General features: G+C 61.5%; 16 protein-coding genes. 10 read left to right on the forward strand and 6 right to left on the reverse strand.

All coding sequences use genetic code 11. The features are described 5' to 3' along the window. Positions 1–316 precede the first annotated feature (316 nt). Positions 317–1,402 (reverse strand): SPFH domain-containing protein, encoded by a 1,086-nt coding sequence (locus tag ACILSL_RS10280; protein ID WP_395731930.1) that lies wholly within the window; start codon positions 1,400–1,402, stop codon positions 317–319. A 178-nt stretch (positions 1,403–1,580) separates the two neighbouring features. Here ACILSL_RS10280 and ACILSL_RS10285 point away from each other — a divergent pair, with 178 nt between their 5' ends. The 3 genes from ACILSL_RS10285 to rpoN all read left to right on the forward strand — a co-directional run bounded on the left by ACILSL_RS10285 (position 1,581) and on the right by rpoN (position 6,296). Next, entirely contained in the window at positions 1,581–3,548 is a 1,968-nt protein-coding gene (locus ACILSL_RS10285) for a phospho-sugar mutase (protein ID WP_395731931.1), read from the forward strand. 150 nt (positions 3,549–3,698) lie between these two features. Then, a complete protein-coding gene (locus ACILSL_RS10290; protein ID WP_395731932.1) occupies positions 3,699–4,694 on the forward strand; it encodes a hypothetical protein in 996 nt (331 codons plus the stop codon). Between the two features lie 183 nt (positions 4,695–4,877). Continuing rightward, on the forward strand, positions 4,878–6,296 hold the full coding sequence (gene rpoN / locus ACILSL_RS10295) for an RNA polymerase factor sigma-54 (RefSeq protein ID WP_395731933.1): 1,419 nt from the start codon (positions 4,878–4,880) through the stop codon (positions 6,294–6,296). Between the two features lie 13 nt (positions 6,297–6,309). Here the strand turns inward: rpoN and ACILSL_RS10300 are convergent, their stop codons facing one another. Continuing rightward, positions 6,310–7,446 carry a M20 family metallopeptidase gene (locus tag ACILSL_RS10300; protein WP_395731934.1) on the reverse strand — a complete coding sequence of 379 codons (1,137 nt, stop codon included), beginning with the start codon at positions 7,444–7,446 and terminating at the stop codon, positions 6,310–6,312. Between the two features lie 68 nt (positions 7,447–7,514). Between ACILSL_RS10300 and ACILSL_RS10305 the strand changes: the two genes are divergently transcribed. The 3 genes from ACILSL_RS10305 (at position 7,515) to chrA (ending at position 13,073) form a co-directional block, all read left to right on the forward strand. After that, positions 7,515–10,322 carry a PSD1 and planctomycete cytochrome C domain-containing protein gene (locus ACILSL_RS10305; RefSeq protein ID WP_395731935.1) on the forward strand — a complete coding sequence of 936 codons (2,808 nt, stop codon included), beginning with the start codon at positions 7,515–7,517 and terminating at the stop codon, positions 10,320–10,322. 212 nt (positions 10,323–10,534) lie between these two features. Next, positions 10,535–11,527 (forward strand): bestrophin family protein, encoded by a 993-nt coding sequence (locus ACILSL_RS10310; RefSeq protein ID WP_395731936.1) that lies wholly within the window; start codon positions 10,535–10,537, stop codon positions 11,525–11,527. A gap of 235 nt (positions 11,528–11,762) precedes the next feature. Next, positions 11,763–13,073 carry a chromate efflux transporter gene (gene chrA / locus ACILSL_RS10315; RefSeq protein ID WP_395731937.1) on the forward strand — a complete coding sequence of 437 codons (1,311 nt, stop codon included), beginning with the start codon at positions 11,763–11,765 and terminating at the stop codon, positions 13,071–13,073. 17 nt (positions 13,074–13,090) lie between these two features. Here the strand turns inward: chrA and ACILSL_RS10320 are convergent, their stop codons facing one another. Beyond that, complete coding sequence (locus ACILSL_RS10320) at positions 13,091–13,780, reverse strand: VIT family protein (RefSeq protein WP_395731938.1); 690 nt, start codon at positions 13,778–13,780, stop codon at positions 13,091–13,093. A 188-nt stretch (positions 13,781–13,968) separates the two neighbouring features. On the opposite strand from ACILSL_RS10320, the gene ACILSL_RS10325 reads away from it, so the two are divergent. The 4 genes from ACILSL_RS10325 to ACILSL_RS10340 all read left to right on the forward strand — a co-directional run bounded on the left by ACILSL_RS10325 (position 13,969) and on the right by ACILSL_RS10340 (position 19,871). Further along, positions 13,969–17,079, forward strand: coding sequence for an efflux RND transporter permease subunit (locus tag ACILSL_RS10325; RefSeq protein WP_395731939.1), 3,111 nt, complete (start codon positions 13,969–13,971; stop codon positions 17,077–17,079). Positions 17,080–17,105: 26 nt separating this feature from the next. Then, complete coding sequence (locus ACILSL_RS10330) at positions 17,106–18,092, forward strand: efflux RND transporter periplasmic adaptor subunit (protein ID WP_395731940.1); 987 nt, start codon at positions 17,106–17,108, stop codon at positions 18,090–18,092. After that, entirely contained in the window at positions 18,089–19,378 is a 1,290-nt protein-coding gene (locus ACILSL_RS10335; protein WP_395731941.1) for a TolC family protein, read from the forward strand. The genes ACILSL_RS10330 and ACILSL_RS10335 overlap by 4 nt, the downstream gene beginning before the upstream one ends. Positions 19,379–19,448: 70 nt before the next feature. Continuing rightward, positions 19,449–19,871, forward strand: coding sequence for a hypothetical protein (locus tag ACILSL_RS10340; RefSeq protein WP_395731942.1), 423 nt, complete (start codon positions 19,449–19,451; stop codon positions 19,869–19,871). 6 nt (positions 19,872–19,877) lie between these two features. Here the strand turns inward: ACILSL_RS10340 and ACILSL_RS10345 are convergent, their stop codons facing one another. Genes ACILSL_RS10345 through ACILSL_RS10355 form a run of 3 tightly spaced genes read right to left on the reverse strand, consistent with a single transcriptional unit; the run spans position 19,878 to position 21,747 of the window. Then, entirely contained in the window at positions 19,878–20,312 is a 435-nt protein-coding gene (locus ACILSL_RS10345; RefSeq protein WP_395731943.1) for a TPM domain-containing protein, read from the reverse strand. Positions 20,313–20,314: 2 nt separating this feature from the next. Next, a complete protein-coding gene (locus ACILSL_RS10350; RefSeq protein ID WP_395731944.1) occupies positions 20,315–21,139 on the reverse strand; it encodes a TPM domain-containing protein in 825 nt (274 codons plus the stop codon). Further along, the gene (locus ACILSL_RS10355) at positions 21,136–21,747 is read right to left on the reverse strand and encodes a LemA family protein (RefSeq protein WP_395731945.1); all 612 of its coding nucleotides are present in this window, start codon (positions 21,745–21,747) and stop codon (positions 21,136–21,138) included. Before ACILSL_RS10355 ends, ACILSL_RS10350 begins: the two co-directional genes overlap by 4 nt. Positions 21,748–21,870: the final 123 nt, after the last annotated feature.

Raw genomic sequence — 21,870 nt, forward strand, 5'->3', positions numbered from 1 at the left:
TGCCCCGTAGCTCTGCGTGCATGGGGATGCCCCCCAGCATTCTGCGGGTCTTTTTACGCTAGGAAATGACCACCTGCGGTCTGCCAAGCGCGCTTCGTTCTTCGTTGCAAAGCAACTCAACAGTCCTGCAGTGGTGCCCCATTCCCTTGATTGAGTGCGTTATGGGAGCGTTCGGGAGTGTGCCGCCGACTTAGTCCTTCAACAACTGCATCTCAGGCGTCAAATTCCAGTAACCCACCGTTGGCGCTCGCGGTGATTCCCAAAATCATCGCGGAGCACCTCCGGCATTTCACACGAGGGATCATTCGCCTCCCCATCACTGCGCCAGAAACTCATCCAGCGCCGCCTTCGTAATCCGGTACTGCGTGCCGATCTTCTTCGCCTTGATGTCGCCGCTCTCGATGCTGGCGAGCACATCGACCTCGGTCACGCCGAGGGTCTGGGCCACCTGCGCGGGGGTCAGTATATCCACGGAAGGTGCGGCGGCTGGAGCGGCAGCCGCAGCACCGGGCAGCGGCGGCGGAGCCACACCACCGGCTGCGGGGTTCATGTTGAAGGCGCCCTGGCCCATCATCTGGTTGGCCATGCCAAAACCCATCGCGATTTCTGCGGCGGATCCGGCGGGGCCGCCACCGCCTTTGGCCATGCCTTCGGCCATCTGAAATTTCACGTAGTCGTTCAGGTTGCCGATCGCGCCCATGCTGCTGCGCTTGTCGATGGCGGCCTCCACTTCCGGCGGCACGCTGGCGTTTTCGAGGATGAAGCTGGTGATCTCGATGCCGTACTTGCCCTGTGTGGTGGGATTGATGATGGGCAGCAGCGCCTCACCGAGTTCAGAGTAGCGGGTGGCGAGGTCGAGCACGGGCACTTTGGCGGTGGCGAGCGCATCTGTGAAAACGCTGACGATGCGGCTGCGCATGGTGTCGGCGAATTCATCCAGGCGGAAATGATTGTCCGTGCCGGCCACTTCCTTGAGGAAGAGCTTGGGCTCGGTGATCCTGAAATCGAAGGTGCCAAAGGCACGCACGCGCACGATGCCAAAGTCCGCATCCCGCATCATGATGGGATTGCTGGTGCCCCACTTGTTGCCGGTGAAGAGGCGGGTGGTGACGTAGTAGACGTCCGCCTTGAAGGGGGATTCAAAGCCGTACTTCCAGCCTTTGAGCGTGGAGAGGATCGGAATGTTTTCCGTGCTCAGCGTGTGCTTGCCGGGGCCGAAGGTGTCGCCGTATTGACCGAGATAGACGAACTGGGCGATCTGCGATTCGCGCACGATGAGCTGTGCGCCGCGCTTGATTTCCTTGTCCTCGTCCGGAAAGCGCCAGGAGAGCGTGTCGCGCGAGTCGTCCGTCCACTGGATGATTTCCAAGAACTGTCCTTTGAGGTAATCCATCAGGCCCATGATCGTATGAGAGGTGAGTGTTTGCGGTGTGTCTGGCAGGGAATGAGGACGATCTTAAAGAGGCGCTCTCCTTTTGGCGAGTCCAATTCTGCGTCTCCGTTTGTAAAGCATCCCTCATTCCCCGCTGAGCGCTTTGCCGTTTGATTCCTTAAAGGGCTGGTTCAAATTGATATTTCATATGTCCCTTGCCGACCAACTCCAAGCCGCCGCCTCTTCCGGGCAACTCCTCGACGCCAGCCTCGACAACATCCGCGCCCTGCTCGCCGCCAGCGACAATCCGCTTTACAGCGCCAGCATCGAAGAACTCGCCACTGCAGGCCGGTGGGCGGAGCTGAACGACCGCTTCTTCCAAGCGCTCAAATTTGGCACAGGTGGTCTGCGCGGCCGCACGGTGGGCAAGATCGTCACCAAGGCGGAGCGCGGCAGCGCCCCTGAGGACCAGCGCCCTGAAGCCCCCTGCGTGGGCACGAACGCGATGAACTTTTACAACGTCAGTCGCGCCACCCGCGGGCTGGTGACCTACCTGAAAAACTTCCGCGCCAATGCCAAGCTCAGCGGCAAGCCAAGCATTGTCTTTGCACATGACACCCGCCACTTCTCGGCAGAGTTCGCAAAGTTCTGCGCCAAGATCGCCATGGATCACGGGGCGAATGTGTACCTCTTTGACTACTGCCGCGCCACGCCTGAGATGTCCTTTGCCGTGCGTCAGCTCCGTGCGGATGCAGGCGTGATGATCACCGCCTCCCACAACCCGGCGCATGACAACGGCTACAAGGTGAATTTCAACGACGGCGCCGGCATCGTGGAGCCCCACGCCACCGGCATCATCAAAGAAGTAAACGCCATCAAGGGCGAGGAGTACACCGCGCTGCCGGAGGCCGAACGCGGCCAGCTCACCACCCTGGCTGATGACATGGACCAGCAGTATCTCGCCCGCGTGGAAACCATGATGCTGCAGCCCGAGCTGCTGCAGAAGGAAGAAGCGAAGAAGCTCAAAATCGTCTTCACCGCACTCCATGGTGCCGGCGGCGTCCTCGTCCCCGTTCTGCTGAAAAAGCTGGGCTTCAATTTCCTCACCGTGCCGGAGCAGGACGTGCGCGACGGCCGCTTCCCCACCGTGAAGTCCCCGAACCCGGAAAACGCCTCCGCCCTGCAGATGGCGGTGGATCTGGCAAACAAGGAAGGCGCGGATATCATCATCGGCACGGACCCCGACTGCGACCGCATGGGCGTGGGCGTTCGCAATGCCTCCGGCGAAATGGTGCTGCTCACCGGCAATCAGGTGGGCTCCCTCATGGCCTGGTACCGCACCAAGACGATGTTTGACCTCGGCATCCTCACCGCTGAAAACAAGAGCCACGCCGTGCTGCTCAAGACCTTTGTCACCAGCCCGCTGCAGGACGCGATCGCCGCGAAATTTGGCATCAACTGCGTGAACACGCTCACCGGTTTCAAATGGATCAGCGCCAAGCTTTCCAAATACGAATCCGCGCTGCCTGCTGACATCCTCAGCCGCTACCGCGACCTGAACAATGTCGAGAGCCGCAACGCACGCCTGAAGCACAGCAAGTTTCTCGTCTTCGGTGGTGAGGAGAGCTACGGCTACATGGGCGATGACTTCAGCCGTGACAAAGACGGCAACGGCGCCGTGGTCATGTTTGCCGAACTCGCCGCCTACGCCGCCAGCCGGGGCCTCACCGTGGCCGGACTGCTGGATCAGGTGTACTGCGAAGTGGGCTACTTCCTGGAGCGCAATGAGAGCAAGGTCTTCGAAGGTGCCAGCGGGGCCGCGCAGATCACCAAGCTGGCCGACAGCTACGGCAGCAATCCGCCGAAGGAAGTGGATGGCTCCGCTGTCATCAAGGTGCGCGATTTCCGCAAGGATGAGATCACCGACGAAGAAGGCGAAGTGGTCATGAAGGAGAAGATGCTCTTTGTGGACCTTGCCGATGGCCGCAGCTTTGCCGTGCGCCCCTCCGGCACGGAGCCGAAGATCAAATACTACATGTTTGGCCGCAGCGTCCCCGCCGCAGGTCAGAGCCTCAGCGCCGAAGAACTCACCGCCGCGAAGGCCAAAGTCACCGAAAGCCTCGCCAGCATGTGGGCCTGGCTGGACAAAGACATCGACGCACGTCTGGCATCATAAGGCCTGAGTTCAGGACAGATTCAAAGAAATGGCAATGCGGCTGAACAAACTTCAGCCGCATTCGTCTATCCAGTTGTGACCTCATTCCTGAGGCGGAGGGCCGGAAATTGCGGCTTGAAGTTCCCAGGAATTTAAGAACTATTAACCATTATGAATTCTCAAACCACTCGCAGGGGGCTGATCAGCTCGATTGGGCTGGGCTGGTGTTTCACCATCCTCTCTGCATCCACGGGCATGGCGCAGGCTCAGCAGCGCTACTATCCGCAGCCTCAGGGCTATCCCCAGCAGGGTGGTTATCCGCAGCAATACAGCCCGCCTCAGGGCTATCAGCAAGCGCCGCAAGGTTACCAGCAGGCACCTCAAGGCTACGGCTATCCGCAGCAGCAGCCCCAGCCGCAGTATGAAAGCCCGCTGCAGTTTCTGCCGAAGTTTGGCCAGCGCATGAGCGAAATGGCACGCCGTCTTTTCTATGGAAAGGACCCCACCGGCTATGACTACCCACCGCAGGGCTACGGTCAGAACGGCGGCAGCTACAGCCTGGACTCCACCCCGCGCCCGCAGGCAGCGCCCACGTACCCGCAGCAGTCTCCACAGGGATACCCCCTCCCCGGTTCAAGCTACCCTCAGCAGCAGCCCGGCTACCAATATCCTCCGCAGCAGCAACAGCAGCCTCAGGGACAGCCGCGTTACAACTACCCACCGCAGCAGCAGCCGACCGCTCCGGCCCCAGTGCAACCAAACACGAGCCGCAGCAAAAACACGCCCCCTGCCCCCGCCCCGCAAGGCAGGACTCCTTCCCCAAGCACCACGCGCAAATACACTCCTCCCAAGGTGGACGACGCACCGCCAACTCCCAGGACGACGAGCAAACCTGCCACGGTGGCACCCAAAAAAGAACCCAAGCCAGACGCCCCTCCGCCGACATCTGCACCCACCACGCGCCGCTCCGAATCCGCCCCCAAGGAATTTCCCACGACCACGTCCGGCAGCGGGTCTTCAGGGTCGTTCTTGAAAGGCAAGAAAACCGCGAAGCCTGGGCGCGTGATCAGCCCCTACCCGCCTTACAAAGAGCTCGACATCACCGGGCTCGAAAGCGGTTCTCTCGCTCTGGACCCCACCACGCAGAAGGTTTTTGAGGTGCCTTGAGGCTTTTCAGCCGCCTCTCCCCCCGCTAAAGCGCCCTTTTTTCTTGGAAATCCCGGTCATGCCGGGGTTTCTGCTTTTATGCCAGCCTCGGCTCTTTTGACAAAATTGAAAATAAACGCGGTGATGGCCTGAAGAATGCTTGCTAAAAGGGTAGGACGGCGCTTGGCTGTCTTACAACCATTCATGGCCGACCACGGACTCCAGCAGTTACAGACTCAAAAGCTCGCCATCGGGCCGCAGATGCAGCAGAGCTTGCAGATCCTGCAGGCTCCTACTTTGGAGCTGCGCCAGATCATCCAGCAGGAGGTCGAAATCAATCCGGTGCTCGAACTCGAAGCGCCGGAAACTTCCCTCCAGGACGCCATTCCCGATGACCCCGATGACCGCAGCGTGGACGACAGCGACATCGACGCCCTGACACAGATGGATGACGAATGGCGCGAGTACTGGCAGCAGAGCCGCCAGCAGACCGCCACCCGCCGCAGCGATGACCAGGAACGCTGGCAGTTCCTCATGGACTCCATCGTGGCGCCCACCACTTTACAGGAGCATCTGCTCTCCCAGCTTCACACCTCAGACGCCAAGGCCACCCTCGCCCCGCAGGTGGAGTTCCTCATTGGCAATCTGGATGACCGCGGCTTTCTCAACACTCGCATCGACGACCTGAGCCTGAATCACGGCATCCCCATCGACACTCTAATCACCGCCAAAAAGCTGCTGCAGAGCTTTGACCCCGTGGGCGTCGGCTCGGAAGACCTGCGCGAGTGCCTGCTGGTGCAGCTTGAGCGCCTTGGCAAAAAGCAGAGCCTCGCCTGGCGGCTGGTCGATCAGTACATCGACGACCTCGCCAACAAACGCTACCCAATCCTCGCCCGCAAGCTCGGCGTCCCGCTGGAGCAGATCTCACGCGCCGCAGATTTCATCAGTACGCTGGACCCGCGCCCGGCGCAGCGCTTTGCCGTCTCCTCCAACAACTACGTCACGCCGGATGTCGTGGTGGAACGCCAGGGGCGTGACTGGGTGGCCGTCATGACCAATGACGACCTGCCGCACCTGCGCATCAGCAACACCTACAAGGATCTGCTCAGCGCGCCCGGCAACAACGGCGAGGTGCGCAACTACGTGCGCGACAAGATCCGCAGCGGCAAGTTCCTCATCCGCTCCATCCACCAGCGCCAGCAGACGATCCACCGCATCGCCACGCAGATCCTCAAGTATCAGCGCGAGTTCCTGGAGAAGGGCACCAATTTCCTGCGCCCCCTCAACATGGCCACCGTGGCCGATGAAGTCGGCGTGCACGAGACCACGGTCAGCCGTGCCATCGCCGGCAAGTACATCGCCACCCCGCATGGCGTGTTTGACATGAAGTTCTTCTTCTCCCACGGCGTGAAGACTGAGTCCGGTGATGACCTCAGCAACACCAGCGTCAAGAACGCCATCGCCGAACTCATCAAGAACGAGCCCAAGCACAAGCCGCTCAGCGATGACAAGCTCGCCAAGCTCCTCGACGGCCAGGGCATCAAAGTCGCACGCCGCACCGTGGCGAAATACCGCGAAGCTTTGAACATCCTGCCAAGCCATCTGCGGAAGTCGTTTTCGTAACGGCACACGGATTTCACACAAACCGCCGCGCGATCTGGGTGTAAAACGCCAGCGCTTTTTCCACTTCCGCGCACTCCACGTATTCCACCGCTGCGTGCGCCTGATCGATGCTGCCGGGGCCAAACAAAATCGTGGGAATGCCCATCCGTGAGAACTTGCTCGCATCGCTGCCGAAGGGCACACCGCTGACACCATTATCTCGGCCCATCTCGCCCAGCACTTCACGTGCGAGATTCACGATCGGTGCGCTCTCATCCGTCTGGAAGGGCCAGTCCTGCAGCATCGGTGTTTCCATTTCAGCCAGCACATCCGGGTGCCGCTTCATCAGCGCATCCAGCAGCACCTGGTAGTGCGCCAGGACGTCCGGCACCTCCTCACCGGGCAGCAGACGGCGGTCGATTTCGATCACCGCCTCGTCCGGCACAAAGTTCACCTGCACGCCGCCATGGATCACGCCCACGTTGCAGGTGCCCGGCCCCAGCAGCGGATGCTGGGTGTGCTGCATGCGCTCATGGTCTTCATTCAAGGCCAGCACGATGCGCGACATCGCGGTGATGGCATTGATGCCCAAATGCGGCTTGGAGCTGTGAGCTGCTTTTCCTTTCGTGCGGATGCGCCAGCGCAGCACCCCCTTGCTCGCGATCACGCATTTGAATTCCGTCGGCTCCGCCACCACGGCGGCATCGGCCTGGAGGCCTTCGCAAAGTTTGACCACGCCGCGAAACGAATACTCCTCATCCACCACGGCCGCCAGCCACACCTCGCAGGGGGGCGGTTCACCACTGGCGTGAATGTCCGCCACCGCGTGCATCATTGCCACCAGTCCCGCCTTGTCATCCACCGAGCCACGCCCGTAGAGTTTTCCATCCCGCACCACCGGATCAAAGGGATCAATCGTCATGCCTTTGATGGAAACCGTGTCCGTGTGCGCCTCAAACACGATGCGCCGCGAGGAATCGCGCCCCGGCACGCGCGCGACCACATTGTTGCGCCCCGGAAACACCTCCTGCTCCCACACTTCGATGCCACGCTCCTCAAAGAAACGCCGCACGTAGGCCGCCGCCTCCGCCTCACCGGGACCACCCTCATAGGAGGTGTTGATGCTGTTGATGCGTACGAGGTCGGCCAGAGTTTTCAGTACAGGGGACATTCCGCAGCCTAGTCGAAGTCAATCCCTCGGCAAGAAGCGCTGCTTTCTGGCCGTATTTTTGCTGTCTCATGAAAGCCCCATTCTCCATCGCCCTGCTTTTAACGCTGCACACGGGCAGCGCCGCCGTGGCCGCGTCTGCGGATGACGCGAAGATCGCTTTCTTTGAAAAGAACGTCCGCCCCATCCTCATCAAGCGCTGCTACGAGTGCCATTCCGTCGAATCCGGCAAGGGCAAGGGCGGCCTCTTCATTGATTCCCGCGAGGCCATTCTCAAAGGCGGCGACAACGGCCCGGCCCTCGTCGCGGGCAATCCCGACAAGAGCCACATCATCGAGTCCATACGCTATCAAAACCAGGACCTGCAGATGCCGCCCAAAGGTGCCATGCCTGCGGCGGAAGTGAAGACTCTGGAAGAGTGGGTGAAGATGGGCGCGCCAGATCCGCGCGAAGCCGTCGCGTCCGGAAAACCGGGCGCCCCACGTGTCATTGATCTTAAGGAAGGCGCCAAGCACTGGGCCTTCCGCCCGATTGTGGCGCCACCCGTCCCCAAAGCCGACGCCTCCAATCCCATCGACGCTTTTATCAGCGAAAAACTCGCTGAAAAAGGACTCAAGCTCGCGGCTCCTGCGGACAAACGCACGCTGATCCGCCGCGCCACCTTCGACCTCACCGGCCTGCCTCCCACTCCGCAGGAAGTGGAGGCCTTCCTCGCTGACAACGCCCCCGATGCCTTCGCCAAAGTGGTGGACCGCCTGCTGCGCTCGCCGCAATACGGCGAAAAATGGGGCCGCCACTGGCTGGACGTCGCCCGTTACTCGGACTCCAACGGCCTCGATGAAAACATCGCGCTCGGCACGGCCTGGCGTTACCGCGACTACGTGGTGCAGGCGATCAACGCCGACAAACCCTTCGACCAGTTCCTCTCCGAACAGATTGCCGGAGATCTGCTGGAGGCCAAGGACCTCGCCGCGCGCAAAGAACACATCACCGCCACCGCCTTCCTGAATCTCGGTGCCAAGGTGCTCGCTGAACCGGACAAGGACAAGCTCGCCATGGACGTCATCGATGAGCAGATCGACGTCATGGGCCGCGCCTTCATGGGCCTCACCCTTGGCTGCGCACGCTGTCATGACCACAAATTCGACCCCGTCCCGACCGCCGACTACTACTCGCTCGCCGCCATCTTCAAGAGCACGCAGAGCTTCAGCGTGGACCGCATCGGCGCGCTGAGCACCGCCTATGAGGCCCCCATGGGCTCGCTGGAAGACTTTGCCGCCGTCAAATCCTCCGAACGCATCCGCAAGGATCAAAGAGCCGCCGTTTCCAAAGCCGAAAGCGCCGCCATCACCGCCCTGCGCAAGGAGGTGCGTGAGCACGCCGTCGATTACCTGATGGCCGCAGCCAAACTGCCAGCCACTCCCACCCTGAGCCAGGTGCGCCCGGTGGCGGAGCCGCTCGGCCTGCGCCCGCATATCCTGCTCAACTGCCGCGTGTACCTCGCCGCGAATGAGAACCTGCCCTTCTTCAAGCCCTGGCAGAGCGCGCTGAAAAGCACCGGAGATGTGCAGCCGCTGCGTGGCTACTACAGCGCCCTCTTTGCCGCCGCAGAAAAGATCACTCCTGCGCCGAAAGCAAAACCCAAGACGGCCGCCAAAGCAGAACCCAAAGACGCCTCCGAAGACTCGCTGCTGCATCAGGCGCGCGCCGCCCTGGATGCCCCCGCAGGCTTCCTGGCCCTGCCGCCGGAGCCCATGATCCTCTTCCCCAAGGACGTGGCCGAAAAAGTGCGCGCCCTGAAGGACACCATGATGGCCACGGAGAGCAATCTCCCCGACCTGCCCACCACGCTCGCCGTGGCCGAAGCACCGAAGATCGTCAAAGAGCTGCCCATCCACATTCGTGGCAACCACCTCGCGCTGGGCAAGCCCGTGCCACGCGGCTTCATCCAGGTCGCCCAGGCATCACTTACCACCAAGCCGGAGTTCCCCGCCAATCAAAGCGGCCGTCTGGAGCTCGCCCGCTGGCTCGCCAGCCCCGAGCACCCGCTCACCTCACGCGTCATGGCCAACCGCATCTGGTCCTGGCACTTCCGCCAGGGCATCGTCCCCACCACGGACAATTTCGGCCTCCTCGGCCAGCAGCCCACGCACCCTGCCCTGCTTGACTGGCTGGCCCGCTGGTTCACCAGCAATGGCTGGAGCCTCAAGGACATGCACCGCCTCATCATGAGCTCGCGCACCTATCAGCAGAGCTCCGCCACCTCGGCAGCGGCTTATGCCGCTGATCCCGAAAACCTTCTGCTGCACCACTTCCCTGTGCGCCGCCTCGAAGCCGAGGAAATCCGCGATGCCCTGCTCAGCGTCGCCGGCAACCTCGACACCACCATCGGCGGCAAGACCATCCCGCGCCGCAACCGCGAGTTCGTCTTCAATCACACCTCCAAGGATTTCACCTCCTACGGCAGCACGCGGCGTGCGCTCTACATGCCGATCATCCGAAACAATCTCTACGACCTCTTCCAGCAGTTCGACTACCCGGATCCCTCCACCAGCACCGGCCTGCGCTACAGCTCCGTCGTTTCTCCGCAGGCCCTGCTCCTGATGAACAGCGACCTCGCCACCAGCGCGGCGCAACGCTTCGCCGAACGCGTGTTCAAACTCTCCGCCGACAAGGAAGCCCGCCTGCGCGCCGCCTACCGCCTCGCCTTTGCCCGTGAAGCCACCGCCGAAGACCTGCGCCGTGCAGAGAACTATCTCACCGCCGCCGATGCCTCGCTCAATTCCACCCAGCAGGACTCCACCAAGCGCGAGAAGGAAGCCTGGGCGCTGCTCTGCCAGGCGCTGATGATGAGCAACGAGTTCATCTATTTGAGGTAGGTTGCGGCGGTCATTACCACGCAGGAAGGCCGCGCGGTGCGCCGGCAGCTCCCGGAGCTGCCGCTTGGCGCATGTCGCATGTCGCAAAAACTGGTCGCGCAGCATGCGCCTGACATCGTATAGAGCGCCTCATCACGGAAGCCTCGGCTGGCATTCAGCGTGCTTTGTTTCGGCCTCTGCCCTTCTCAGTTCCTCAACCGCATCAGCACACAATGTACGTCGGCAAAGACTTCCGTTTGATCTTCCTCTGGCACTTCGCGCGTCGCAATTTCATCGAGTCCCTGCTCATCAGCACCTTCGCGGTGGTTCTCTATCGTTTTGCCGGACTCCGCTGGATCGCCATTCCCTTCCTGCCCATCGGCACCATCGGCACCGCCGTGGCATTCTTTGTGGGCTTCAAGAACAACCAGGCGTTTGACCGCCTCTGGGAGGCCCGCCGCCTGTGGGGTGGCATCACCAATGCCTCCCGCAGCTTCGTCGCCCACCTGAAGGCCAGTCTTCCCGCCGCCACGGAGGAAGTGCGCGAGGCCGCCTACCGCCACCTCTCCTTCATCAACATCCTTCGTCTGCAACTGCGCCGCACCATCCCATGGGCCACCAGCAAGCAAAACCTCCACAAGACCTTTGCCGGAGAGCGCCACGAGCTGGAGGAGTTTGAGAAAGGCCTGGAGCGCATCCTCGGAGAGCACGACAAGATGGTTTACTTCGACCACCTCAAGAGCCTCAACAATCCCGCCTGCATGCTCCTCAAGGTCCATGCCGAGCACCTGGCCCGGCTGAAGCGCGAGGGCGCGCTCGATCCCTTCGAACACATCGAGCTCATGCGCCTCGTCACTGAGTTCCACAATCTTCAGGGCGGCTGCGAACGCATCAAGACCACCCCGCTCTTTCGTCAGTACAATATCTTCAGCCGCATCTTTGTGCACATCTTCATCCTGCTGCTGCCCTTTGGACTGCTGAAGGATCTCAGCGCCATTGCGGGAGGCCCGGGAGTCTGGCTCACCATCCCCTTCTCGGTCCTCATCTCCTGGATCTTCTACACCATGGAGCAAACGGGGGAGTTCAGCGAAAACCCCTTCGACAACGCCGTCAACGACACCCCCATCTCCACCATCTGCCGCAACATCGAGATCGATGTCCGCGAGATCCTTGGCGAAAAGAAGCTGCCCCCGAAGCTGCAGCCCGAAAACAACGTGCTGCTTTAGACCAGCTCTCAAAAATCTTGTCACATCGCCCGGGCGGCGGAGCGGCCCCATTGGCTGCGTCGTGGGCTTGCCTGTTATTTCCTAATAGCAGGCGGCGCACTCTCCTTGCCACTGGGGCCGCTGCGCTCGCCGGATCCATAGGACAATCTTTTCGAGAACTGCTTTAAGGACCGGAGCAGCCACACGGAGTGATCCCCCATTGATCAAAGATGCCCCCTCTGGCATGGAGGCGTCCATGAGCCACGCTGAAACATCGCCCTCCATGCCCACCTTTGCCACGGCCCTGCGCTACTGGCTCAAGCTCGGCTGCATCAGCTTCGGCGGTCCGGCAGGCCAGATCGCCATCATGCACAAGGAGCTCGTCGAAAAGCGCCGCTGGATCAGTGAAACCCATTTCCTGCACGCGCTGAATTTTTGCATGCTCCTGCCCGGTCCTGAGGCCCAGCAGCTCGCCACTTATCTTGGCTGGCGGCTGCATGGCGCGAAGGGCGGCATCGCAGCGGGAGCGTTGTTTGTGCTGCCCTCCGTCTTCATCCTCTTCGGCCTGAGCTGGCTCTACATGGCAGGCGGGCACCTGCCATGGCTCGCAGCTATTTTCCACGGCCTGCTCGGCGCGGTCATCGCCGTGGTGGCAGAGGCTGTGCTGCGCATCGGCAAAAAGGCGCTCAAAAGCTCCACGCTCTGGCTCGTGGCCGCGCTGAGCTTTGTCGCCATCTACTTCTTCCAGGTTTCCTTCGTTCTCATCGTGCTCGGGGCAGCGTTGCTCGGCTACCTCGGCCATCGAGTGCTGCCCAAACAGTTTCCCGCTGGCAAAGGCCACGGCGCAGCGAAGGACGACGTCCACTCCCTCACCTTGCCACCTGCACCTAGGGCCACCTGGGCGCGCACCCTCACCATCACCGCCCTGTGCCTCACGCTCTGGTGGCTGCCAGTCTTCGCCCTCGCAGCATGGCTCGGCTGGGGCAGCACGCAGGCGCAGCAGGGCTTGTTTTTCAGCAAGGCCGCGCTCGTCACCTTTGGCGGCGCATATGCGGTGCTGCCCTATGTCGCGCAGCAGGCGGTGGAGATTCATGGGTGGCTGTCCCATCCGCAGATGATGAGCGGACTCGCGCTCGCGGAGACCACCCCCGGACCGCTCATCATGGTGCTGCAGTTCGTCGGCTTCGTCGGCGGCTGGCAGCATCCAGGTGCCTTGTCCCCTTTCGCGGGTGCCACAGCCGGTGCGCTCATCACCACCTGGGTCACCTTCATTCCCTGCTTTCTTTTCATCTTCCTCAGTGCGCCACATATTGAGAAACTCGGCGAGCAGCCCCGCCTCAGCGCCGCGCTCACCGCCATCACCGCCGCAGTCGTCGGCGTCATCCTCAATCTCGGCGTGAAATTCACCACCCACGCGTTATGGCCTGCCAGCGGCGGTTTTGATGCCTTCATCGCCGTGCTTGCCATCGCCGCCTTCATCGCCATGCAGCGCTTCAAGGCCGGACTCATGCCCGTCATCGGTGCCTGCGCGCTCCTGGGTCTCGTCAAACAACTCGCTTTCGCCTGAGCGAACTCGTCAGTTGATCAAACCACCGCACCAAACAACGCCCCCACACCCGCCGTCAGCCCCATCGCCAGAGCTCCCCAGAAGGTGACACGCCAGGCGGACTTCAGCACCGGCGAGCCACCTGCCCGGGCCGCCAGAGCGCCCAGCAGCCCCAGGAACAGCAGTGAACTCAGCGACACCGTCCACACGAGTGCGGAAGCAGGCACGACCAAGACCAAAAGCAGCGGCAGCGCGGCCCCCACGGCAAAAGTAGCCGCCGAGGCAAACGCCGCCTGCACAGGGCGGGCGGCCAGTGCTTCAGAAATACCCAGCTCATCGCGGGCATGCGCGCCAAGCGCATCCTTCTTCATCAACTGGACGGCCACTTCTTTGGCCAGCTCCGGCTCAAGCCCACGGTTCACATAGATCGCCGCCAGCTCGGCATGCTCATTCACATCATCTTCGGCCAGCTCCTTGCGCTCTCGCGCCATGTCCGCCTGCTCCGTATCCGACTGGGAGCTCACAGACACATACTCGCCCGCCGCCATCGACATCGCTCCGGCAACCAATCCTGCGATGCCTGCCACCAGCACATTGCTCGGGCTCGATTCCGCCGCCGCCACGCCCACAATCAGACTCGCCGTGGAAACAATGCCATCATTGGCCCCCAGAACAGCGGCACGCAGCCAGCCAATGCGATGCGCACGGTGATTTTCAGAGTGTCTCATGCACCGATCTTCCAGCCTGCACATGGCAGGCGCAAGGCGGATCGTTCGAGAGCCCCCTTGGCAACTTCGCCTGAATCCCTTTCATCGAATGATATAACTGGCTTTTTCAGACAGGGTTAATGCATGATAGAACCTATTCGCCCGGCGAGTTATCCCCCCCTTTTTAGTCCTCCGTCTTTTCACCCCGCATGTCCCTTCCCCGCTTCGCCCTCCGCCACCCCTGGACCGTCATCGTCATCGTCGTGGCGATCCTGCTCGGCGCGTGGCAGGCCAAGGACAAAATGGCGCGCGATGTCTTCCCCGCCTTGGGCATCCCGACCATCTACGTCGCACAGCCCTATGGCGGCATGGACCCGCTGCAGATGGAGGGCTACCTGACCTACTACTACGAGTACCATTTCCTCTACATCGCCGGCATTGAGCACGTGGAGTCCAAGAACATTCAGGGCGCTTCCATCATGAAGCTGCAGTTTCATCCCGGCACGGACATGTCCGCAGCGCTCTCAGAAACGATCGCGTATGTGAACCGCGCACGCTCCTTCATGCCGCTGGGCACGCCTGGCGCCTTCGTCACGCGCTTTGATGCAGGCAGCGTGCCGGTGGGCAATCTCGTCTTCTCCACGGAGAACCCCAACCGCACCGTCGGTCAGATGCAGGACGCCGCGCTCAACATGGTGCGCCCGCTTTTTGCCACGCTGCCCGGTGTTTCCGCCCCTCCCCCCTTCGGCGGCAGTGCGCGCACCATTCTGATCAATGTGAAGCCGGACCGCCTGCGCGCCTACGGCCTGTCTCCCGATGACGTCGTGGCTGCGATGACCGCCGCCAACACCATCAGCCCCAGCGGCAATCTCTCACTCCCCCACAGCTTCCCCATCGTCCCCACGAATGCCGTCGTCAAAAACATCCAAGACCTCGCCGCTGTGCCCGTGAAGGTCACGGATCAGGGGGCCGTCTATGTGCGCGACATCGGCGAAGTCAGCGACGGCAGCGACATGCTGTACAGCATCGCCATGGTGAACGGCAAGCGCACCGTGTACATGCCCGTCACCAAACGCAGCGATGCCTCGACGCTCAGCGTCGTCGAACTGGTGAAGCAAAACATCCCCAAATTCAAGGCGGCCTGCCCCGAGGACATCAACGTCACGTTCGAGTTTGATCAAAGCCCCTGGATCATCCGCGCCATCCGCGATCTCGTCAAAGAGGGCATCCTCGGTGCCGCGCTCACCGGCCTGATGGTGCTCATTTTCCTGCGGGATCTGCGCAGCGCCTTCATCGTCGTGCTGAACATCCCCCTCGCCATCGCCGCCGCCGTGCTCGCGCTATGGATCGGCGGTTACACGATCAATCTCATGACCCTCGGCGGCCTCGCGCTCGCCGTCGGCATTTTGGTGGATGAGGCCACCGTGGAAATCGAAAACATCCACCGCCATCTGAAACAGGGCGGAGGCCGTTCGCTTGCCCGCCTCGTCCTGGACGCCTCCGAAGAAACCATCGGCCCGCGCTCGCTTTCCATGCTCTGCGTCCTCGCCGTCTTTGCGCCGAGCTTCTTCATGACGGGTGCTGCCAAGGCGCTCTTCCTCCCCCTGTCGCTCGCCGTGGGCTTCAGCATGATCGCCTCGTATCTGCTCTCCAGCACGCTGGTGCCGATCTTGAACATTTGGTGGCACTCCAAACCACGTGCCGAATCGAAAGCCAAACCCGCAGGCGAATCCGCACTGCGCTGGATTTTCCTTCCCTCGCTCACCACACGCCACATCCTCGTTCCCGCCTACCTCGGCGGCGTGATCTTCGCCATCAGCATCCTGCTTCCCTTTATCGGCACGGAGATCTTCCCACAGATCGACGCCGGGCAGCTTCAGCTCCGCCTGCGTGCCCCCACCGCCACGCGGCTTGAAACCACCGAGCAGATCGCTTTGCGCACGTTGGCGATCATCGGTGAGGAAAGCGGCCCCGACAAAGTCTCCATCAGCATGGGCCTCGTCGGCGTGCATGCCCCGAACTATCCCGTCAATCTCATCCACCAGTGGAACAGCGGCCCTGAGGAGGCCATCCTGCAGATCCAGCTCAAGGATGGCAGCGGCTTAGCCGTCTCTCCGTTGCGTGAGAAACTGCGCGCGCGCCTCGCTGCCGAGTTCCCGCAGGTGCAGTTCTCCTTTGAGCCTGCGGACATCGTTTCACGCGTCATGGCCCTCGGTTCGCCCACGCCCATCGAAGTGGCCGTCAGCGGCAAGGATTTCGCCGCCAGCCGTGCGCATGCGGAACGGCTCAAAACCAAGCTCGCTGAACTCAAGGACCTGCGCGATGTGCAGTTCAGCCAGACGCTCGACTATCCCAGCGTCGATGTGCAAATCGACCGCGAACGCGCCGGCCTCCTCGGTGTGAAGATGAGCGACGCCACCCGCAGCCTTGTAGCCGCGACCGCCAGCAGCCGCTTCACCGTGCCAAACTTCTGGGCCGACACCAAGACCGGTGTCAGCTACTCGCTGCAGGTCCAGGTGCCGCAGACGCTGATGAAAAGCCTCGAAGACCTGCGCAACCTGCCCGTCACCGCGCAGAACAGACCACCGGTGCCGCTGCGCAACATTGCCAAAATCAACGAAGGCAGCGTCATCGGCCAGTATGACCGCTACAACATGGCCCGCACGGTTTCCATCACCGCGAATCTTCATGACCAGCCGCTCGGCGTCGTCGCCAGGCAGGTCGAAAAAGTCATCGCCGCAAATCCCGCTCCCGCCGGTGTCAGCGTCACCCTGCGCGGTCAGGTGCCTCCGCTCAAAGAGCTCCAAGGCGGCCTGCAGACCGGCCTGCTCATCGCCATCGTGACGATCTTCCTGCTCCTCGTCGCCAATTTCCAAAGCGTGCGCCTTGCCTTCATGGTGCTCACCACCATTCCCGCCGCGCTGCTTGGCGTCCTGCTGGCCCTCATGCTCACCGGCACCACGCTCAATCTGCAGAGCTTCATGGGGGCCATCATGTCCGTCGGCGTCGCCGTCGCCAATGCGATCCTCCTCGTCACCTTCGCCCATCGCGCCCAGCTCACCGGCCTCAGCAAGCGCGACTCCGCGCTGGAAAGCGCCACCACGCGCCTGCGTCCCATCCTCATGACCACCCTCGCCATGATCGCCGGCATGATCCCCATGGCCCTAGCCCGCTCCCAGACCAGCCCTCTCGCCATCGCCACCATCGGCGGCCTCGCCCTCGCCACCTTCGCGACGCTGCTCGTGCTGCCAGCCGTGTATGCGCTGCTCGCCAGCAAGACCGCCAAAACCGCTACTTTGGAACCCACCGACCTTGCGTGATCTCCACTCCCATTTCCCTTTTTTCCATGCGCTTCCTGATCCTTCTCTTTTTCACTTCCACCGCTCTCGCCGTGGACCTGCCCGTCGCCAAGCCCACCACCGGCACCATCCACCGTTGGGTTTCCCTGCCTGCCACGCTCGCCCCATGGCAGCAGGTGATGCTTAACGCCAAAGTCACCGGCTACATCGCAGCCATCAGCGTGGACAAGGGCGATACCGTCAAAGCCGGCCAGGTCATTGCCCGCATCGAAGTCCCCGAACTCCAGGCCGACCTCGCCAAGAGCAAAGCCGAAGTCGCTGCGGCCAGCCTTGAATCCAAGCGCATGCAAGAAGCACGCGCCAAATCCCCCGACATCGTCCTGCCGCAATCCGTCGAGGATGCGGAGGCCAAGCTGGCCATCGCGAAGGCAGGTATGGACCGCATCACCACGCTGCTCGCCTTCGCCGAAATCAAAGCCCCCTTTGATGGCATCGTCACCGCGCGCCATGTCGATGCCGGCGCGCTCGTCACCGCCCACACCAGCAAGATCGTGGAGATCATGGATGCCAGCACACTGCGCCTTCAGATTCCCGTCACCGAGATGGAGGCCTCGCTCGTCGCCGTCGGCAAACCCGTGAAAGCCCAGATCGATGCCAGCGGCCCTGCCCCGGTCGAGGCCAGCATCTCACGCATCGCCTACGCCCTTGATCCCGCCACCCGCACCATGCTCGCCGAAGCCGACCTCAAAAACGCCGAGCTCAAGCTCCGTCCCGGCATGTATGCGATGGCGAAGATCGCCGTCGAAAAACACGACAAGGCCACCCTCATCCCCGTCGCCGGACTGGTGATGGAAAAGACCAACGCCTTTGTCTTCAAGCATGTGGACGGCAAGGCCATGAAGACCGCCGTAAAGCCCGGCTTCAACGACGGCACGAATGTCGAGATTCCCGAACTCAAAGCAGATGACGTGATCCTGCTGCCCGGCACCACGCTGCTCACCGACAAACAACCTGTCACTATCGCGAAGCCATGAAACTCTTCCTTTCCTTTCTGTTAATCGCGACGCTGGCCAATGCCGCCGAGCCCGCCTTCGTCGATCTCCGCACCGTCATGCGCCTCGCAGGCGCGAAGAACGACGAGATCCAGCTCGCCCGTGCCAGGCATGATGAGGCTGTGGCAGAATCGAAGCAGGCCTGGCAGCGCTTCTGGCCCACCTTGAGTCTCGGGGCTGGGTATCGCGGTCATGAAGGCCGTTTGCAGGACATCGCGGGCAATGTCTTCAACGCGAACAAGCAGCAGTACAACGTCGGCACCGGCGCCATGATCGACTGGTCTCCCGGAGACATTTATTATTCCGCACTCGCCGCCAAGCAGCGTGCTCTCGCCGCCGAGCACCTCGCGGCAAAGGCTCGCATCGACATCGTCACGCAGTCCGTGGAGCGCTACTACGACCTGCTCGCCGCTGAAGCCACGCTCACCATCATCGAAGATGACCTGCACCTCACGGAAGACTACGGCAAGCAGCTTGAGGGTGCCGTCACTGCCGGCACCGCCTTCCGTGCCGACCTGCTGCGCGTGAAGTCCCAGATCAGCCGCGCCAAGCTCTCCATCCGCCAGGGCGAGGAGCAGCGCGATCTCGCTGTCGCACGCCTCGCTGAAATCCTCCGCCTCACGCCCGATGCCGTGCTGCGTCCAGCGAAGTCGGATCTCGTTCCCGTTAAGATGATGGCCGGCAGAGGCGTAGCCACCCTGATCTCACTCGCGCAGCAGCACCGTCCCGAAATTCAAGCGGCACAGGCCATTCACAGCTCGATGGGCGCGGAAAAAGATCGTGCCCATGTCGCGCCGCTGATTCCCAGTGTGCAGGCGGGCTACACCACCGGCGGATTAGGCGGAGGTCCGGGCGTGGGCAATCAGTGGGGTAACTTCGGCAGCCAGCAGGATTACTACCTCGGCGTTGGCTGGAAGATCGGCCCCGGCGGTTTGTTTGACCGTCAGCGTCAAAAGCTGGCAGATGCCCGTGAAGAAAGCGCCTCGCTGCAAACCAGCCAGGTCAAGGCCGCCGTGGGTCGTGAAGTCGTCGAAGCCGCCACGCGTGCACAGTCCGCCAACGATCAGATCAAGATCAACGACGAAGCCGTGGCCGCCGCCGAAGAAATGACCAAGCTGGCCAAGGAACGCCAGGCCAGCCAGGTCGGCGTCGTGCTGGAGTACCTGCTCGCCCGCGAAGAACTGACCCGCGCCCGCCAGAGCCGCGTCATGGCCGTGACCGACTTCAACAAGGCTCAGCATGCGCTGAAGCGAGCGGTGGGGAAATAGGGCGTGATCCATTCCCAGATGAGTTGGGGTTCCAGTTGCACCACTGCCTGGCTGACTCAAACTCGGCCCAATGACACCGCCCTCTATTCCCCATACCGCACTTTTTATTTACAGCGAGTGCTACGCTGAAAGCGAGGAGGGGCGCCGCTTTCATGTGTTTGCCAGGCTGGAAAACAGTGATCAGCGGGTGATTTTTTACACTCATGACATGCCGGAACTGCCGATCACCATCTGGCATCAGCTTGAACTGCCGGAGGCTCTCGCCACTCAGATTGAAGACACTTTCAATGCACTGAAAATCCCGGTGAATCCCGGTGTGCGCGCCTGCGACAGTCTGCACTACCATCGCGGCCTTGAGCTGCAGGTGCAGGGTGCGTCCCTTTGTCTGGGCTGGGATGCAGCCGAGAGTGAACTGACCGATGCACTCACTCCTTTGCTCAGCCTCCTCCAGCCGCTGGTGAATGAAATGAAAGCCGGACTTGAGGTTAAATAACCTGCCTCAGTCTCTCAGCACTTCGTCTGGCAGCTCGTTCGCATCGTTTTCCAGACGGGGGAAATGCACTGCAAGCGCCTGACCGATGTCATCAATCAGTCGCACGAGTGAACCTGTGTAATCGCCCGCCTTGAAGCCTTCGGACAACTGATGGGCGAGCTGGTTCCAGAACGCTTCTTTGCAGAAGTGATGAATGCCTTCATCAGCCACGATCGCAAACTTGCGTGCCTGGGGGGCCACAAAGATGAGCACGGCATTTCGTTGCGCCGTGCCTCGCATGTTCAAGCGCTCGAAGGTTTTCCATGCCTCTGAAATGGGGTGCTCCACTGACTTGTCCGTCACAAACACGCGCAGCTCGCCACTGGAGCGCGCTTCAGCAGATTGGATCGCACGGATCACCTGCTCATCCACAATCGTGGCGATGAATTGGTTCGCGTTCATGGTTACCATCCTCCGCTGGCACCGCCTCCGCCGGTGCTGCCACCACCCCCAGAAAATGAGGAACCGCCGTCGCTTCCTCCGCCCCCGCTACTCCATCCGCCACCGCCACTGCTCCAGCTGCCGCTGCTGCTCCAGTTCCAATTGTACCAAGATTGCCCCCTGCGCACGCGACGCCTCCCCTTGGCGTCATAGAGATGGTCACCCCGCATTTGATAATAAAAATAAAGGCCGATGCTGAACACGATGGAGATCAGGAAAAGAATCAGTACCCATACCTGCGGATCGCCATCGGACTCAGCCAAGGTTTTCCCAGTGCCCTGATACTCACCCTTCGTCGCCTCGATCATTGCGGCCACCGCGAAGCTGGCCCCGCCGGTGTAATCTTTGGCTCGAAAAAACGGCTTCATGCCCTCGATGATGCGAAAACACTCCGCATCCGTCAGGCTTGCCTCCAAGCCGTAGCCCGTCTGAATACGCATCTTGTGATCCTCAATGAAGACGAACAGCACCGCGCCATTGTCACGATCCGCACGGCCCACGCCCCATTTCTCAAAAGCACGTGTGCAGTAGTCCTCCAGGCTCGAATCGGTGAGCATGCGGGAATAAATGGCCACGAGCAGTTGATTCGAGCTTTCACGCTCATATTGCGCCAGACGCTCGTTCAACTGGTCCGCCACGGCATGGTCCACGACGCCCGTGGAATCATTGAAAAATCGCGCGGGCTTGTCCGGCAGCTGTTCAGCGGCCACCACAGCCGTGACGGCAAGCACCAGCATGGTGGATGCGAGCCGCAGCGTGCCGAGCCAGGATGAGGCCAGTCTGTTCACGGCTGTTTGGGGGCAGCGCTGCCACCGAAATTAAAATCCACTTTGGGCGGCTCCTCAGAGCCGGGTTTCGCCTGGAAGTAGGGCCGCTCCTTGAAGCCGAGCGCCGCTGCATAAAACACGGCAGGGATGCTCTTGATCTTGGTGTTGTAACTCTGCACCACTTCGTTGAAGCGCCCACGCTCTACCGCGATGCGGTTCTCCGTACCTTCCAGCTGGGATTGCAAAGCTAGGAAGCCCGCATTCGCCTTGAGGTCGGGATAACGCTCCGCCACCACGAGCAACCGGCTCAGAGCCCCACCCAACGCGCCTTGAGCCTTTTCAAAGGCTTCAAACTGCGCCGGATCGGACGGTGCGTTGTTGACCTGCACCTTGCCGACGGATGCGCGAGCCTCGGTGATTTCCGTGAGCGTGCTTTTCTCAAAATTCGCCGCGCCTTCCACCGTCTTCACGAGGTTCGGGATCAGATCGGCCCGCCGCTGATACACGTTCTGCACCTGCGCCCACTGCCCTTCGACGGCCTGATTGCCCGAAACAAGACCGTTGTAGCCAGCCATGGCTGTCAGGACAATTACTGCAACAACACCAAGGACAACCAAGAACGATTTCATGAGTCCGATGATAGGAGCCACCTCAATAAACGCGATGAATAAATTGCCGCCATTTTGTAAAGCTCAGCAACTGCATGAGCTCGGTAAAATTTTGATGACGATTCTACGCTGTCTGCCACAATC

Source organism: Prosthecobacter sp. (assembly GCF_044222345.1).
Taxonomy (GTDB): Bacteria; Verrucomicrobiota; Verrucomicrobiia; order Verrucomicrobiales; family Verrucomicrobiaceae; genus Prosthecobacter.

Coding starts and splice junctions, on each gene's coding strand:
- ACILSL_RS10285 (WP_395731931.1), top strand. CDS start 1,581: ATGTCCCTTGCCGACCAACTCCAAGCCGCCGCCTCTTCCGGGCAACTC.
- ACILSL_RS10280 (WP_395731930.1), bottom strand. CDS start 1,402: ATGGGCCTGATGGATTACCTCAAAGGACAGTTCTTGGAAATCATCCAG.
- chrA (WP_395731937.1), top strand. CDS start 11,763: ATGAGCCACGCTGAAACATCGCCCTCCATGCCCACCTTTGCCACGGCC.
- ACILSL_RS10305 (WP_395731935.1), top strand. CDS start 7,515: ATGAAAGCCCCATTCTCCATCGCCCTGCTTTTAACGCTGCACACGGGC.
- ACILSL_RS10340 (WP_395731942.1), top strand. CDS start 19,449: ATGACACCGCCCTCTATTCCCCATACCGCACTTTTTATTTACAGCGAG.
- ACILSL_RS10345 (WP_395731943.1), bottom strand. CDS start 20,312: ATGAACGCGAACCAATTCATCGCCACGATTGTGGATGAGCAGGTGATC.
- ACILSL_RS10355 (WP_395731945.1), bottom strand. CDS start 21,747: ATGAAATCGTTCTTGGTTGTCCTTGGTGTTGTTGCAGTAATTGTCCTG.
- ACILSL_RS10335 (WP_395731941.1), top strand. CDS start 18,089: ATGAAACTCTTCCTTTCCTTTCTGTTAATCGCGACGCTGGCCAATGCC.
- ACILSL_RS10325 (WP_395731939.1), top strand. CDS start 13,969: ATGTCCCTTCCCCGCTTCGCCCTCCGCCACCCCTGGACCGTCATCGTC.
- ACILSL_RS10290 (WP_395731932.1), top strand. CDS start 3,699: ATGAATTCTCAAACCACTCGCAGGGGGCTGATCAGCTCGATTGGGCTG.
- ACILSL_RS10300 (WP_395731934.1), bottom strand. CDS start 7,446: ATGTCCCCTGTACTGAAAACTCTGGCCGACCTCGTACGCATCAACAGC.
- rpoN (WP_395731933.1), top strand. CDS start 4,878: ATGGCCGACCACGGACTCCAGCAGTTACAGACTCAAAAGCTCGCCATC.
- ACILSL_RS10330 (WP_395731940.1), top strand. CDS start 17,106: ATGCGCTTCCTGATCCTTCTCTTTTTCACTTCCACCGCTCTCGCCGTG.
- ACILSL_RS10320 (WP_395731938.1), bottom strand. CDS start 13,780: ATGAGACACTCTGAAAATCACCGTGCGCATCGCATTGGCTGGCTGCGT.
- ACILSL_RS10310 (WP_395731936.1), top strand. CDS start 10,535: ATGTACGTCGGCAAAGACTTCCGTTTGATCTTCCTCTGGCACTTCGCG.